This window comes from Prevotella sp. C0209C1, assembly GCF_056583855.1.
Genome location: NZ_JBWPJP010000011.1, coordinates 50737 through 66946, shown reverse-complemented (window position 1 = coordinate 66946; position 16210 = coordinate 50737). Strand labels below are relative to the sequence as shown.

17 protein-coding genes and 1 tRNA gene are annotated in these 16210 nt (G+C 35.0%); 16 read left to right on the top strand and 2 right to left on the bottom strand.

The annotated features are described in order from the left end of the window. On the top strand, positions 1 to 184 hold a 184-nt coding region (locus AC1DCD_RS04650), incomplete at its 5' end, for a hypothetical protein (RefSeq protein ID WP_464640404.1). Between the two features lie 104 nt (positions 185 to 288). On the opposite strand, the gene AC1DCD_RS04645 is transcribed toward AC1DCD_RS04650, so the two are convergent. After that, positions 289 to 362 (bottom strand) — tRNA-Ile (locus AC1DCD_RS04645). Between the two features lie 373 nt (positions 363 to 735). On the opposite strand from AC1DCD_RS04645, the gene AC1DCD_RS04640 reads away from it, so the two are divergent. From AC1DCD_RS04640 to AC1DCD_RS04620, 5 genes are all read left to right on the top strand, one after another. Beyond that, positions 736 to 1677 carry a bifunctional riboflavin kinase/FAD synthetase gene (locus tag AC1DCD_RS04640; protein WP_060932717.1) on the top strand — a complete coding sequence of 314 codons (942 nt, stop codon included), beginning with the start codon at positions 736 to 738 and terminating at the stop codon, positions 1675 to 1677. A 51-nt stretch (positions 1678 to 1728) separates the two neighbouring features. After that, on the top strand, positions 1729 to 2559 hold the full coding sequence (locus AC1DCD_RS04635) for a CPBP family intramembrane glutamic endopeptidase (RefSeq protein ID WP_464640406.1): 831 nt from the start codon (positions 1729 to 1731) through the stop codon (positions 2557 to 2559). Positions 2560 to 2590: 31 nt separating this feature from the next. After that, positions 2591 to 5305 (top strand): calcium-translocating P-type ATPase, PMCA-type, encoded by a 2715-nt coding sequence (locus tag AC1DCD_RS04630; protein WP_464640408.1) that lies wholly within the window; start codon positions 2591 to 2593, stop codon positions 5303 to 5305. 53 nt (positions 5306 to 5358) lie between these two features. Beyond that, positions 5359 to 6429 carry a bifunctional 3-deoxy-7-phosphoheptulonate synthase/chorismate mutase type II gene (locus tag AC1DCD_RS04625; protein ID WP_464640410.1) on the top strand — a complete coding sequence of 357 codons (1071 nt, stop codon included), beginning with the start codon at positions 5359 to 5361 and terminating at the stop codon, positions 6427 to 6429. Positions 6430 to 6502: 73 nt separating this feature from the next. Beyond that, positions 6503 to 7480 carry an endonuclease/exonuclease/phosphatase family protein gene (locus AC1DCD_RS04620; RefSeq protein ID WP_464640412.1) on the top strand — a complete coding sequence of 326 codons (978 nt, stop codon included), beginning with the start codon at positions 6503 to 6505 and terminating at the stop codon, positions 7478 to 7480. Positions 7481 to 7527: 47 nt separating this feature from the next. Here AC1DCD_RS04620 and AC1DCD_RS04615 read toward each other — a convergent pair whose 3' ends face one another. Further along, positions 7528 to 8412: a GYF domain-containing protein gene (locus AC1DCD_RS04615; protein ID WP_464640414.1), complete on the bottom strand. Its 885-nt coding sequence runs from the start codon at positions 8410 to 8412 to the stop codon at positions 7528 to 7530. A gap of 624 nt (positions 8413 to 9036) precedes the next feature. Between AC1DCD_RS04615 and ffh the strand changes: the two genes are divergently transcribed. The 10 genes from ffh (at position 9037) to AC1DCD_RS04565 (ending at position 16180) form a co-directional block, all read left to right on the top strand. Beyond that, positions 9037 to 10407, top strand: a complete 1371-nt coding sequence (gene ffh / locus AC1DCD_RS04610) for a signal recognition particle protein (RefSeq protein WP_008449905.1) — start codon at positions 9037 to 9039, stop codon at positions 10405 to 10407. A 17-nt stretch (positions 10408 to 10424) separates the two neighbouring features. Continuing rightward, positions 10425 to 11309, top strand: coding sequence for a bifunctional methylenetetrahydrofolate dehydrogenase/methenyltetrahydrofolate cyclohydrolase FolD (gene folD, locus AC1DCD_RS04605; protein ID WP_008449920.1), 885 nt, complete (start codon positions 10425 to 10427; stop codon positions 11307 to 11309). A gap of 16 nt (positions 11310 to 11325) precedes the next feature. Further along, positions 11326 to 11505: a tetratricopeptide repeat protein gene (locus AC1DCD_RS04600; protein WP_008449925.1), complete on the top strand. Its 180-nt coding sequence runs from the start codon at positions 11326 to 11328 to the stop codon at positions 11503 to 11505. 12 nt (positions 11506 to 11517) lie between these two features. Further along, positions 11518 to 11751: a 4Fe-4S dicluster domain-containing protein gene (locus tag AC1DCD_RS04595; protein WP_008449875.1), complete on the top strand. Its 234-nt coding sequence runs from the start codon at positions 11518 to 11520 to the stop codon at positions 11749 to 11751. A gap of 3 nt (positions 11752 to 11754) precedes the next feature. Continuing rightward, complete coding sequence (locus AC1DCD_RS04590; RefSeq protein WP_019036184.1) at positions 11755 to 12843, top strand: 3-methyl-2-oxobutanoate dehydrogenase subunit VorB; 1089 nt, start codon at positions 11755 to 11757, stop codon at positions 12841 to 12843. A gap of 9 nt (positions 12844 to 12852) precedes the next feature. Then, entirely contained in the window at positions 12853 to 13620 is a 768-nt protein-coding gene (locus tag AC1DCD_RS04585) for a thiamine pyrophosphate-dependent enzyme (protein ID WP_008449961.1), read from the top strand. Between the two features lie 84 nt (positions 13621 to 13704). Beyond that, complete coding sequence (locus AC1DCD_RS04580) at positions 13705 to 14247, top strand: 2-oxoacid:acceptor oxidoreductase family protein (protein WP_008449901.1); 543 nt, start codon at positions 13705 to 13707, stop codon at positions 14245 to 14247. Between the two features lie 222 nt (positions 14248 to 14469). Continuing rightward, entirely contained in the window at positions 14470 to 14799 is a 330-nt protein-coding gene (locus AC1DCD_RS04575) for an FtsB family cell division protein (protein ID WP_008449938.1), read from the top strand. Between the two features lie 4 nt (positions 14800 to 14803). Beyond that, entirely contained in the window at positions 14804 to 15223 is a 420-nt protein-coding gene (locus tag AC1DCD_RS04570) for a hypothetical protein (RefSeq protein ID WP_008449923.1), read from the top strand. 108 nt (positions 15224 to 15331) lie between these two features. After that, positions 15332 to 16180, top strand: a complete 849-nt coding sequence (locus tag AC1DCD_RS04565) for a DUF4369 domain-containing protein (RefSeq protein ID WP_008449959.1) — start codon at positions 15332 to 15334, stop codon at positions 16178 to 16180. Positions 16181 to 16210: the final 30 nt, after the last annotated feature.

Here is a 16210-nt window from a genome sequence, read left to right as displayed (position 1 = left end):
TGCAAAGATAACAAATACTTATGAAATTATGTGCCTGAGAGGAGAGGGCTTGCAACTGGGTTTTACGACTGACCCATTTATTTTCGAGTATATCTATAATCTCGGACATAGTAGGAAATATATAAAACGAATGTTTCTCGCAAATTTACAAAAAATATTAGATAAGTGGAATTGTTCTTCTTGAGAAAAACCTTTTTTTTATGTGAGGTTTCTTAATAAGGGTAGTTTAAATTTAGCTATAAGACAAAAAAAATGAGTTACATTACTGTAACTCATCAATTGTTTTTGTGGACCAGACAGGGCTTGAACCTGTGACCTCCAGATTATGAGTCTGTTGCTCTAACCAACTGAGCTACAAGTCCGCGATATGTTTGTTTTTATTTACGCTTGCAAAGGTAATAAATAAAAATGAAAAAACACACAGTAGCTGTTTATTTTTTTTCGTTTTAACACTATTTTGGTAATAGAGCCTTATCATTAGAGTGGTTTTATGTACCTTTGCACAAGAAATTTCTTATGCTTTTAATAAAGGCAAGGGCAATGCACAAACACACAAAAGATTTTCTTAGAAGTAAATATTACAGTATAAGTTAAAGGATATTACAACTTAAAGTGAATGCCTAAAAAGCAAAAAGATGTATATAAGTTTCGGTTTTTTTATAAAAAACACTTACCTTATAATATATGGTTAATCCATAATATATTAAAATTATCAATAGAACAAAAGAATATATAGTGAAAATAATATACTTAAATGATGAGGTTAACAATTATCTTCCTCCTTTAGTAGCAACAATAGGCTTCTTTGATGGTGTACATAGAGGGCATCGCTTCTTAATAGAAGAGGTGAAACAAAAAGCTCGCTTCTCAGGCATGCAATCAGCAGTTATAACTTTCGATAATCACCCTCGCCAAGTATTACACCCTCATCAGCACCTATCTCTTCTTTCTTCTTTTACTCAAAAGATTAAACTTATAGAGGCTACAGGGGTGGATATTTGTATAATTCTTCATTTTGACAAAGCTTTATCCTTACTTCACGCAAAAGACTTTATGCAATCTATATTATCAGAGCGGCTACATGTTACAAAACTTATTATAGGTTATGATAATAAGTTTGGTTATGGCTGTAAAGAAAGCTTTGACGATTATCAACGGTATGGGCAAGAATTGGGAATAGAAGTTATAAAAGCAACAGAGCTTAATAGTAATAAAGAGCATATAAGCTCATCTGTAATTAGACGATTAATAACTTTAGGTGAAATAAAAGCAGCTAATAAAGCTCTTGGCTATAATTATGTTATAGAGGGACAAGTAATAGAAGGATACCATAATGGTCATAAGCTGGGTTATCCTACCGCAAACATAGATAGAAAAACTTGTTTTCAGCTTATACCTGCAGAAGGGGTATATGCTGTAAAAGTAAAAACAGACCTTTCTCCATTATGGCTAAATGGTATGTTGTACATAGGCGTTCGTCCCACATATAATGGCAAAACTCTTTGCATAGAAACTAATATTTTCAACTTTAATAAATCTCTTTATGGGCATAACATTAAAGTATCTTTTATTCAGCGTGTTAGAGGAGAGAGGAAGTTCGACACCCTTTCTGCTCTCTCTTCGCAGTTAGCTAATGATAAAAAGCAATGTGAGGAAATATTAAAGGAAAGTATATAACATGAAACAATTCTAAAAAAACTCTCTCAATAAAAACAAATATATCGAAAAATGGTAAATAAACAATTCTTAAATAGTGTTTTATACAGTATTCTTTTTGTTGCTATATTCGTTTTATTACAAATAGGCTTTAATATTATTTGTGCGAGTATATATGCTGGGTTTTCACACCAAAGTGTAGAAACAGTAATGGCAAGTCTTAGCACAGGCGAAAAAAACATTTTGCTTTGCATAATAAACGCACTTAGTAGCATTTTTACTATAATACTTTTCCTAAAACTCAACTGGGCAATTATTTCTACTAATTATATAAAATCTCGCCCTTGGGCAGTACTTACTTGGGCCATACTCTTAGCTATAGGTTCTATCCTTCCTTTTGAATATATCTATGAGCATATTAATCTTACTATGCCAAAACAAAATGAAGAGTTGTTTAAAAACATCATGAAAGAGCCATGGGGATATATTTTTATAGGTATCTTAGCACCTGTTACAGAAGAGCTTGTTTTTAGAGGAGCCATCTTACGCTTACTTCTTAAGACTTTTAAAGGTAAACAGCACTGGGTAGGTATTATTATTTCAGCTTTTCTCTTTGGCTTTATTCATTTTAATTTGGCACAAGGCATTCATGCTTTTATCATAGGGTTAATACTTGGCTGGATGTATTATCGCACTTATAGCATTATACCAGGAGTTATTGTACATTGGGTAAATAATACTATAGCTTATATAATGTTTCACATTATGCCTGAAATATCTGATGGAAAACTTATAGATCTTTTCCATGGTAATAACCAGCTAATGTATGGAGGTATATTTTTCTCTCTATGTATCTTTATTCCTTCTCTTTTTCAATTAGCCTTACACCTGAAAAAAGCATAATAAAAACTTTAAAAAACAATACAGAACAGTTATGAAACCAAACAAAACATACACCGGACTTAGCGACAGAGAGGTTACAGAAAGCAGATTAAAATATGGTGAAAACATCATTACACCACCCCAAAAAGATACGCTATGGAAACGTTTCTTTACCAAGTTAGAAGATCCACTCATTGCAATACTTATTATAGCAGGAGTGTTTTCTACTGGAATTTCCTTGTATGAATATTTTGGAATGCATGGCGAAAAGAGTGTTTTCTTTGAGCCAATGGGCATATTTATAGCTATTTTTCTTGCCACGGGTATGGCTTTCTTTTTTGAGGAAAAAGCAAATAAAGCATTTTCTATATTAAACAAAATAAACGATGATGATCCTGTAGAGGTTATTAGGAATGGTAATACTACTAAAGTAGCTAAAAAAGATATTGTAGTAGGCGACATAGTGTTACTCAATACAGGAGCAGAAATACCTGCCGACGGAGAACTTCTTGAGGCCATTGCGTTAAATGTAGACGAGTCTACTCTCACAGGAGAGCCTATATGCCATAAGAGCGTTAATCCTGATGATTTCGATCCTGATGCAACTTTCCCTACTAATCATGTCTTGCGTGGTACAAAAGTAATGGAAGGACATGGCATGTTTAAAGTAGACCGTGTGGGTGATAACACTGAGAATGGTAAAGTTTTCGTTGCAACCCAAATAGATAATAACGTAAAAACTCCACTCACAGAACAACTCAACAAACTATCTAAACTAATTACTATAGGTAGCTATGTTATAGCTGCACTTATCCTTATAGGAAGAATGGTAATGTATTTTGTTTCTTTCGATTTTAGCTGGATATATTTTTTACAATATCTTCTTACATCTATTATGATATGTGTTACACTTATTGTAGTAGCAGTACCTGAAGGATTGCCTATGGCTGTTACGTTGAGCTTAGCTTACTCTATGCGCCGTATGTTCAAGAATAATAATCTTGTTCGTAAGATGCACGCATGTGAAACGATGGGGGCTACTACTGTAATATGTACAGACAAGACAGGCACGCTAACACAAAACCAAATGCGAGTAAATAAAGTATATAAGTGTAGCAATGATAACATTATTAATAAATGTTTTATAGAGGGAATAGCTGTAAACACTACAGCAGAACTTGACCTAACAGAGCCTAAGCGTCCACAGGCTATAGGTAATCCCACAGAGGGAGCATTGCTTTTATGGCTCAAAGACCAAAAAGAAGATTATCGCCTTTTAAGACAAGAAGCAGAGATAATAGATGAAATACCTTTTTCTACTGAGCGTAAATATATGGCTACACTTGTAAAAACTGCTTGTCTACCTAATAAATATGTGCTTTATGTGAAAGGCGCGACAGATATTATACGCAACAAATGTAAAGAGATAGCAGGCGAAGCAAAATGGGATAACATAGACAAACAATTGCTTACATGGCAAAACAAAGCTATGCGTACACTTGGTTTTGCATATTATATAATAAACGAGGGAGAGGAAATATTACAACATAATAATCCTATAGAAAAACTTATGGCTTCTTTTAATGGTAATGAGCGTGGCTTAACTTTTATAGGCATTGTTGCTATATCCGATCCTGTACGCCTTGATGTGCCTTTTGCTATTAAAGAGTGTTTAAAAGCAGGAATAGATATAAAAATTGTTACAGGAGACACACCTGGCACGGCAAAAGAGATAGGGCGAGAAGTGGGATTATGGAATGATGATGTTGATAAAGAAAATCATATAATAACAGGTGCAGAATTTGAACAGCTCACAGATGAAGAGCTACAAAGCTGCGTACTTGACCTAAAGATAATAGCCCGAGCGCGTCCTATGGACAAAAAACGCTTAGTAGAAGCATTACAAAAATGTAATCAGGTAGTAGCTGTAACTGGTGATGGCACTAATGATGCTCCTGCGTTAAAAGCTGCACATGTAGGTCTTTCAATGGGCGATGGCACAAGTGTAGCCAAGCAAGCATCTGATATTACCATTATAGACAATTCATTTAACTCTATAGGACGTGCAGTCATGTGGGGGCGCTCGCTTTATCAAAACATACAACGGTTTATACTTTTTCAGATGACCGTAAACGTAGCAGCATGCTTAATAGTTTTGATAGGTGCTTTTATGGGGACACAAAGCCCATTAACAGTAACACAAATGCTATGGGTAAACCTCATCATGGACACATTTGCAGCAATGGCTTTGGCTTCTTTACCTCCTTCTAAAAGAGTAATGGAAGATGCCCCACGCAAGCGGTCTGCTTTTATCATATCACCTGCAATGAAAAAAAATATTTTTCTTATGGGAGGTGCATTCTTCTTAGTATTGGTAGCGTTATTATTTGTTTTAGAACACTATACTGTTTTACACGTAACTGATTTGTTCCATCTTAGCCATCACGCTGATAAGGGTATGACTGCTTATGAACTTAGTATATTTTTTACTGTTTTTGTGATGCTTCAGTTTTGGAACATGTTTAATGCTCGTGCTTTCTGTACAGGCCGTAGTGCTTTCCATTTAAAAGGATGTAAAGGATTTTTGTTTATTGCGGCTTTTATCCTTGTAGGACAAATAGCTATTGTACAGTTGGGAGGTGAGATGTTTAATGTATCTCCACTCAGTGTTATAGACTGGGTACTTATTATCATTATCACTTCTTTAGTATTATGGTTAGGCGAGGGGATACGGTTTATAACAAAATGGATATATAAATGCATATAAAATGGTGCATTAAAAAATATATATAAAAAAGGAGGATAAAAAAAAACAAGTATATGGAGCTTAACTTAAAACCATTAAATATACCATGTGATAAGGAACGTCCTATAATAATAGCAGGTCCGTGTTCTGCTGAAACAGAGGAACAAGTGATGACTACTGCTAAGAGTTTAGCCGCTAAAGGCTGCCACGTCTTTAGAGCAGGAGTATGGAAACCTCGCACTAAACCCGGTGGCTTTGAGGGAAAGGGAAAGGCTGCTTTACCTTGGATAAAGAAAGTAAAAGACTTTACAGGTATGCTTGTAGCTACAGAAGTGGCTACCCCTGAACACGTATCGTTAGCTTTAGCCTCTAATATTGACATCTTATGGATAGGTGCTCGAACATCTGCAAATCCTTTTGCTATGCAGGCTTTAGCAGATAGCTTGCAAGGAGTAGATATTCCTGTACTTGTAAAAAATCCTATCAACCCTGATTTAGAGCTATGGATAGGAGCTTTACAACGTCTTAACCAAGCAGGTGTTAAGCGTTTAGCAGCTATACACCGTGGCTTTTCTATTTATGATAATAAGGTCTATCGCAACCCCCCTATGTGGCAAATTCCTATAGAATTACGTCGCCGTATACCACAACTTCCTATTATATGCGACCCAAGCCATATAGGAGGACGCCGCGAATTAATAGCACCACTTTGCCAACAAGCTATGGACTTAGGCTTTGATGGCTTAATAATAGAAAGTCATTGCAACCCTGATTGCGCTTGGAGTGATGCTGCACAGCAGGTTACTCCTGATATATTAGATTACATTTTGTCTTTATTAATAGTAAGAAATGAGTCTATTTCTACAGAAGGTATTAGGCAGTTACGCTCACAGATAGACGACTTAGATAACAGCTTAATGGACTTGCTGGCTAAGCGATTTCGTATTTGCAGGGAAATAGGAGTTTATAAAAAGAAACATAATATGACTGTTTTACAATCGAATAGGTATAAGGAAATTTTAGAAAAGCGAGGAGTTCAGGCTGGTCTTTGTGGAATGAATATAGATTTTGTAGCACAAGTGTTCGAACTTATACACGAGGAAAGCCTACGTCAGCAGTTGTCTATTATTAACAATAAAATGTAAAAAACATTCATTAAGAGATATTTTAGATAACACACCTCTTTCCTGTAACAATAAGAATATTAGTCTTGTGAATATGAAAATATTTTTGCTTACATTCTTTTTCATATTTTTACCTTTTAGCCTTTTAGCTCAAACAAAAATAGTTGTAGTAGAGCTTAATGCCGAAAATATGTTTGATGTACGACATGATAGCCTGAAAAACGATACAGAATTCTTACCTAATGGTATGCGACATTGGACAAAGACAAGGTATTGGGAAAAAATAAATAAGATAGGTAAAGAAATACTTTCTTGTGGTAAGGATAGTGTAGGGTGGTCTGTGCCAGATATTGTAGGATTATGTGAGGTGGAAAATGATACCGTATTATTTGATCTTACAAAACGTTCTTTATTGCGAAAAGCACGTTACGAATATATAATGACTAATTCTCCCGATGAACGCGGAATAGATGTAGCTTTACTTTACTCTCCTTTTTCATTTAAAGTATTAAAAGCCGATACTATTAAAGTGAAGCCACTAAAAGGAATGAAGCCAACACGTGATATTTTACATGTGGAAGGAGAAATAGTGAGCGGAGATACTCTTCATGTTTTTTTATTACATGCACCAAGCAAATCGGGTGGAGAATTGCAATCTCGACCTTTTAGATTGCATGTAGCCGATGTGTTGTGCCATTCGATAGACTCTATTAGAAAAATAAATAATAACTCTAAAATACTGATAATGGGCGATTTTAACGACTATGCCTCTTCACCTGCTTTGCGCCGCATCTGCAAACATAATATAATAGATATATCTGAAAAAGCACAAGGTACACATGGAGCTATGGGCACTTATCGCTTTCAAGGAGAGTGGGGGAGCTTAGACCACTTTTTAATATCACTTAATTTGCTCTCAAATATAAAATCGTGTTCCATTAACGATACCCCTTTTTTGTTAGAAGAAGATACGAAATATGGTGGTGTGAAACCACGTCGCAACTATAATGGGTTGCGATATAATAGCGGCTTTAGCGATCATCTTCCTTTGGTGCTAAGACTGACTTTTTAAAACGTTAATCTTCGCTTTACTATAATAACAAAATAGATCTATATATATTAAATGGAGTCAGCTGGCTCTTGATTGTTATTGTCGCCTTCGTTTATAAGATCGTTAATGGTAGACCCTATAACATCTTTAAGCGATTTGGTAAGCGGTATAATGCCGTCTTCTATCAACCCTTTTATGCCTTGTTTTAGCTTACTTCCTTTTTGGATATTATTACCTGCTTGAAGCCTTCTATTAATTTCTTGTTCTATATCTTGTTTATCTAAAGTAAAGACATGATTAAGGATACCTAAAGATACTATCTTTTCCTGTCCTGCAAAATTTATTTTTCCAATAGAGAAAACTCCATAATTATTTACCTTCAGTAAGCTGTCTATAGACGATTTGACCACTTGATCTATAGAAGAAAGAAACATCGTTGTAAAAGTTTGATCAATACCTGTAAGGTCAGAATCATCATTTAGTTTTTGTTTTGCATCATCTAAAGTTTGTGTTATCACATCTGTTAAAGCCTTTTTGTGATCATCTTTAGAAGGACATGTAAAACATAATATTAGCAAAATAACAACTAAAGAAATAAAGCCTATAAGGCAGCCATGCGACTTTTTCTTTTTTACAGACTGAAAGTTAGGCTCATGCTCTTGGGTGGTAGCGTTATTATATATTGGTTTTGCCTTTACATAAGAAAAGTCTTCTTCTGCTTTAGTATTATCAGTCTGGATATTTTTAGAGGTAAGCTCATCGGGTATGTTGTTTGTCTTTAGATTAGCCTCATGTTCAAGTATAGGGCGCAACTCTTCTACTTGCCATGCCGGCACCCATTTAGTATCGTTTACAGACATAACAAGAGTAGCTGCATCAAGATTACGCTCTTTAAGCTCTTTAATGGTATAAGGACCTATCTTTTCGTTTTTTAGACTTATAAAAAATTCCATCTTTTCTTTATTTTTATTGCAAATTTATTGTTTTTTTTTGATGTAAATGGTATATTAAGTCCATTTTTCCATTCATTTATCAATAAAATATTTTTTTTCAAAAAACATTATTTACTTTTCCTTTTATATAAATAAAGATGATAATAAAAAAAAATGTCTTTGTCTTATTTTTTAGTTTAATACAATCTTTATAAAAACAGCTACTAAAGCCAATATTGAACACAGCTTTTTTTTTATGCTAATAATAATAGTTTAGATGATAATAAGATAAGTACATAAAATAAAAATAACCTATTTTTATTTTATTTTTAATCTATTTTTGGTATAAAAATAGATTATTTTTGCTTCTCATATATGCTTAATTGCATGTGAAAGTATCTGCCTTTGTATAATTAGAGATAAGCCTTTCACTGTAAAAATAAATCTTACAAGAGGTTTTAGTTTCTTTTTTTTAGTGTGATAGTCAATAGTAGTTTTTTTTATATAAAAGCCTATTATATAGTTACTTTAATTAATCCGCCAGAATAAAATATATAAAAAAGGCTATAAAGTGTTTGATATTTTCTTTTGTTTTTATTATCTTTGCGATATATTTTCGAAATAAATAAGTATACTTTTAAAACAATGTTTGAAAATCTAAGTGATCGTTTAGAGCGCTCGTTTAAAATCCTTAAAGGTGAAGGTAAGATAACAGAAATCAATGTTGCAGAAACACTAAAAGATGTGCGCAGAGCACTGCTTGATGCTGATGTTAACTACAAAGTAGCTAAATCTTTTACTGATAGGGTTAAGGCAAAGGCTCTCGGAATGAATGTTCTTACAGCTGTTAAGCCTGGTCAGCTTATGGTGAAGTTAGTACACGATGAGTTAGCTCTTTTAATGGGTGGCGAAGCAGTAGGAATGAGTTTGGAAAACCGTCCTGCCATAATCTTAATGAGTGGTTTGCAAGGTTCTGGTAAAACTACTTTTGCGGGCAAGTTAGCTAAAATGCTTAAGACAAAAAATCATAAGCAGCCTTTGCTTGTTGCATGCGATGTTTATCGTCCTGCAGCTATAGATCAATTGAAAGTTGTAGGAGAGCAAGTAGATGTACCTGTATATAGCGAAGCTGGCAATAAGAATGTAAACGAAATAGCTACTCATGCAATAGCAGAAGCAAAGAGTAAGGGAAATGATGTTATAATTATCGACACAGCAGGCCGCTTAGCTGTTGATGAGGATATGATGAACGAGATAGAAAGCTTGAAAAATCATATCACCCCTGATGAGACCTTATTTGTGGTAGATTCTATGACTGGTCAGGACGCAGTAAACACAGCAAAGGAATTTAACTCCAGATTAGATTTTGACGGAGTTGTTCTTACCAAGCTTGATGGTGATACTCGCGGTGGTGCAGCTCTTTCTATCCGTACTGTAGTAACAAAGCCTATCAAGTTTATAGGTACAGGCGAAAAGATGGACGCCATTGATGTGTTCCATCCTGAACGTATGGCAGACCGTATTTTAGGTATGGGAGACGTTGTTTCTCTTGTTGAACGTGCCCAGGAGCAGTTTGATGAAGAAGAGGCTAAACGTTTACAAAAGAAGATACAAAAAAACAAGTTCGACTTTAACGACTTCTACAATCAGATACAGCAGATTAAGAAAATGGGTAATTTAAAGGATTTAGCTTCTATGATACCTGGTGTAGGTAAAGCCATTAGAGACGTTGACATAGACGACAACGCTTTTAAAGGAATAGAAGCTATCATACAAAGTATGACTCCTAAAGAGCGTACTAACCCGGAAATACTTAATAACATACGTAGGCGTCGTATAGCAAAAGGTTCTGGCACTGACATTCAGGAAGTTAATCGCTTGCTAAAGCAGTTTGACCAAACTCGTAAAATGATGAAGATGGTTACTGGTTCTAAAATGGCAGGTATGATGAGCAGAATGAAAAGTTTAAAGAATATGTCAAATATGCCTGATTTGCCAAATTTGAATAAATTATAAATCTAAAAAATATAACTATGGAATATCAATTGATCGATGGTAAAGCTACCGCTTATGCTATAAAGCAAAAAATAGCAGCAGAAGTAAAAGAAATATTATCTAAAGGTGGCAAGCAGCCTCATTTAGCAGCAGTTCTTGTAGGGCATGATGGAGGCAGCGAAACTTATGTAAAAAACAAGGTTATTGCTTGCGAGCAATGTGGCTTTAAATCTACTTTAATCCGTTTCGAAGAAAATGTAACAGAGGAAGAGTTGCTTGCTTGCGTTGATCAATTGAATAATGACAATGATATAGATGGATTCATTGTTCAGTTGCCTTTGCCAAAGCACATTGATGAACAAAAAATCATAATGGCCATTGACTATAGAAAAGATGTTGATGGTTTTCACCCTATCAATGTTGGTAGAATGGTAATAGGGCTTCCATGTTTTATTTCAGCAACGCCACTGGGAATACTCACATTACTAAATTATTATAATATTTCTACTTCAGGTAAGAAGTGTGTAATATTGGGTAGAAGTAATATAGTGGGTAAACCTATGGCACAACTAATGATGCAAAAACATTTAGGAGATGCTACTGTTACGGTATGCCATTCTCATTCAAAAACATTAAAAGAGGAATGTCGTGCAGCAGATATTATTATAGCAGCTATAGGTGTACCTAATTTTGTTACAAAAGATATGGTAAAAAAAGGTGCCATAGTAATTGATGTAGGTACAACGCGAGTTCCTGATTCTACAGCTAAAAAAGGATTTAAATTAACAGGGGACGTTAAGTTTGATGAGGTTGCACCTCTTTGCTCTTACATTACTCCAGTACCTGGAGGTGTTGGTCCTATGACTATATGTTCCCTTATGAAAAATACCTTATCTGCTGGGAAGAAAGAATATTATAAATAAAAACGCAAGCGAAATTATGACAGCAGAAGAATATTATCGATTAGGTAATGATTACCGAAGGCGTGGTGATTGGCAAAACGCTATGAATTGCTATTTGGAAGCAATAGAGCTTGATGCTAATTCTCCTGCGGTAGAAGCTAAGCAGATGTTAGATGATATGTTTAATTTCTATAATAAAGACGCTTATAATCCTTAAATTTCAAAAACAATGAGCAAGATTAAAGGTGCTATCGTTATAGATACTGACCGTTGTAAAGGGTGTCAGCTATGTCTTGTGGCTTGTCCAAAAGATGTTATAGCGATAGTCAAGAAGAAAGTAAACACACATGGTTATGCTTATATGGTTTCTGAGAGGCCAGAAGACTGCATAGGCTGCACATCATGTGCAGTGGTGTGTCCAGATGGTTGTATTACAGTTTATAGGAAAAAAGTAGAGGAATAAATTATGGCAGAACAAGAAATAAAACTAATGAAGGGTAATGAGGCTATAGCACATGCTGCCATAAGATGTGGTACTGATGCTTATTTTGGTTATCCTATTACTCCACAAAGCGAGATAATCGAAACTCTTGCCGTTTTAAAACCTTGGGAAACAACAGGAATGGTGGTTCTACAAGCAGAAAGCGAAGTAGCTTCTATTAATATGGTATATGGCGGAGCAGGTGCGGGCAAACGAGTGTTAACATCTTCGTCCTCTCCTGGTATCGCATTAATGCAAGAAGGTATTAGCTATTTAGCAGGTGCCGAGCTACCTGGAGTTTTTGTAAATGTTCAGCGTGGTGGTCCTGGATTAGGTACTATCCAGCCTAGTCAAAGTGACTATTTCCAAGCTACTCGTGGTGGTGGTAATGGCGATTATTATGTTATAGTCTTAGCTCCTAATTCAGTACAAGAAATGGCAGACTTTGTCGATTTAGCTTTTGAGTTAGCCTTTAAATATCGCAATCCTGCAATGATTTTATCTGATGGTGTGATTGGGCAAATGATGGAAAAAGTTATTTTACCTCCTATGAAGCCTCGCCGAACAGAAGAAGAAATTATAAAAGAATGCCCATGGGCCACTTATGGGAGGAAAGGTGGTCGTACTCCTAATATTATTACGTCTTTGGAACTAAAACCAGAGGTAATGGAAATAAGGAATATTCATCTTCAGAAGAAGTATGAAGAAATCCAAGAAAAAGAATGTCGTTATGAGACTATTAACTGTGAAGATGCAGAATATCTGATAGTAAGTTTTGGTAGTGCTGCACGTATTGGTGAGAAAGCTATAAGTTTAGCTCGTAAGCAGGGTATTAAGGTAGGTCTGTTCCGTCCTATAACATTATGGCCTTTCCCTTCTAAGCAGTTAGCAAAGGTTGCTAAAAACATGAAAGGAGTGCTTACAAGCGAGATTAATGCAGGACAAATGGTAGAAGATGTGCGTCTTGCTATAAATGGTGCTATCCCTGTGGAACATTTTGGACGTTTAGGTGGTATAGTTCCTGATCCTGAAGAAGTTATAGCTGCACTCAAAGAAAAATTAATAAAAAAATAGGAGAGCTTTATGTCAGATAATATTATTGCACCAGAAAATTTGGTATATAAAAAGCCAAAGTTGTTAAACAACGAAACAATGCATTACTGTCCTGGTTGCTCACATGGTGTTGTGCATAAGTTAGTATCAGAAGTAATAGAAGAGATGGGCATGGAAGATAAGGCTATAGGAGTATCACCTGTAGGCTGTGCAGTGTTTGCTTATCGCTACATAGATATAGACTGGCAAGAGGCTCCTCACGGTCGTGCTCCTGCATTAGCAACAGGTATTAAGCGTGTATGGCCAGACAGGCTGGTATTTACCTATCAAGGCGATGGAGACTTAGCTTGTATAGGTACAGCTGAAACAATTCACGCTTTAAATAGGGGAGAAAACATTAGTATTATTTTCATTAATAATGCTATTTATGGTATGACAGGAGGTCAAATGGCTCCTACCACTTTAATCGGACAAAAGACAGCCACTTGTCCTTATGGTCGCGATCCTAAAATTCATGGATATCCACTAAATATTACCCAAATAGCAAGTGGGCTTGAAGGTACTTGTTTCGTTTCACGTCAAAGTGTAGAAACGATGTCTGCTATCATTAAAGCAAAGAAAGCTATTAGAAAAGCTTTTACCTCAAGCATGTTAGGAAAAGGTAGTTCTCTTGTAGAGATAGTTTCTACATGTAATAGTGGTTGGAAACTTTCTCCTATTAAAGCTAATGAATGGATGCGTGATAATATGTATCCTAAATATGTAAAAGGAGATCTCAAAGATACAACAGGACTTTAATATAGATTTTTTTTAAGTAGTGCTTTCCTTAATAAAGTATAGCTTAATATAGAGCCAGCACTATTAATAAATAAAGACATAGAAATGAAGAAAGAAATCATTATAAGTGGGTTTGGAGGTCAAGGAGTTTTATCAATGGGGAAAATTCTTGCTTATTCTGGATTAATGGAAGATAAAGAAGTTACATGGATGCCAGCCTATGGTCCTGAGCAGCGTGGAGGTACTGCCAATGTTACGGTTATAGTGAGCGACCAACGTATATCTTCTCCTATCCTAAGTAAATATGATGTAGCTATAGTTCTTAATCAGCCTTCTTTAGATAAATTTGAAGAAAAGGTTAAGCCTGGAGGCATTCTTATTTATGAAGGTAATGGTATTATTAACCCTCCAACTCGCACAGATATAGAAATATATCGTATAGATGCTGTAGAGAAGGCTGCAGAATTAAAAAACTCTAAAGTTTTTAATATGATAGTGCTTGGCGGCTTATTAGGAGTTTGCCCAGTAGTGAGCAACAATGGTTTAGAGAAAGCTTTATATAAGACTCTTCCCGAACGCCATCATGGTCTTATTCCTTTAAATATGCAAGCTGTAGATGAAGGAAAGAAAATAATACGTAAACAATAACCTATTTATAAATTATTGCTGTTTGGTAGATAAAAGGTGGAAAACAATCTCTTTTATAAAGAGAAAAAAACTTTACCATACAGCAATAATTTTCTGTTATTATATATTTGTTTTTGTAAGTTCTTTTTTTTATATATTATTTGTTAATTAGCTCAAAAAGGGTAGGACATATATATTAATGTGAAAAGTTTTGCTTACTTTTGCAGAAAATAAAATAAAATAGTGAGCAAAGTAACACGAGATATATTAGGTTTCCTAAGTAGATTTAAGTTTGCAATAACCATTTTTTTAGGCTTGTTGTTAGTTGGTGTAATAGATGGCAACAGTTTTATCAAGCTCATTGGTTATCATTATCAGATAGAAGACCTAAAGGCTGGCATTAAAAAATATAATGCTCAATATAAGGAGGATACTAATAAGCTGCGTGCTATAAAGCGTGATCCTAAAGCTATATCTCGTATAGCACGGGAACGTTATTTTATGAAAGCCGATGACGAAGACATTTTTGTTTTGAGCGATGATGAAGCTCAGATAGAAAACACGAAAAAATAATATAATGAAAGAACTCAACCAATTACAGCAATATATATATTTTTTAGGTAGTTTGCTTATGGTAGTAGGTGCAATACTTTATGCAATGTTTCTTATCCCAAAAATAAGTTGCTGGGTAATGCTTATAGGGGCTGTGATGTTCTCTGCTATGCAATATAAGCAAAAGTATTTAGGCAAGGAGCTTGTGTTGTGCCGCTTACGCCGTATAATGTTGTTTTCCTCTGTCTGCTTAATAGCAGCAGGAGCTTTTATGCTGGAAGATTCTTACCATTTTTTAAAGTCTTTTGCAAGTAACTGGCTTGGTAGCTACTCTCTTTATGTTAAGGTGTTTCATCACAACTGGGTAGTACTGCTGCTTATAGGCGCTGTGTTAGAGCTATATTCTACCCAAAGGATAAATAGTGAGCTAAAAAAAAGTAAATAGATAATTCAAAAAAACGCTAAAAGGTATGTTATAGGATTAAATTCTATCAAAAATTTTCTAAGCTTGCAATAAAGGTAGTATATTTGTGAAACTGAAAATATTTTTTTTATGTATAAAATACTCTTAGCTCTGTTATTAATAGTTTGTTTAGCATCTTGTGCTACATCATACGACATCAAGGGCACATCAAATGTTTCTAGCTTAGACGGCAGAAAACTTTATCTTAAAACAGATCAAGCCGACTCTTTGATAAGTATAGACTCTTGTGACGTTATCCATGGACAGTTTGCTTTTCATGGGCAAATGGACAGTGTACGTATGGCTCAAATCTATATGGACGATATCGACCTTCAATTTCCTGTAGTTTTAGAAGAAGGTAATATTACAGTGCGACTTGATAACATACAGCAGCGTGTTGGTGGTACTCCCTTGAATGAATCTTTAAATGCTTTTTGGTCTAAATTTAATCAGATTCGTAGTCAGTATGGTGAGATTGATCATGAAGAAAGTGCTGCTATACTAAATGGTCATGATGAAAATGAGGTAGATGCGCAGCTTATAAAAAAGGCTTTAGGAATATATGCTAAAAGTGATAAGCTATTTACAAAGTATGTCATAGACAATTTCGATAATATACTTGGTCCTTGGATATTTCTTACCCGTATAGGTTATGATAGTACACCAAATGTTTATCCTGTGTGGATGGACGAGGTTATGTATGCAAATGCTATGAATCAGCTACCTTCTTGGGTGGAATATATTATGGCAAAGGCTACTGAGCAGTTTAAGAATAATAAGCATGTCAAAGAGTTTTATGCACGTTTTCAGCAAACACAAAAAGAGATGAATGGCACAGCAACCCCTGCTATAGGGACAGATCCTACCACAAAGTTAGGTTCTCATGTAGCTGTACCTACCCCAATGGATTTAGCTGGCGACTCTGCTAAAGCTAAATAATAAAAACACCTTACAAAGAAAATAAAATAA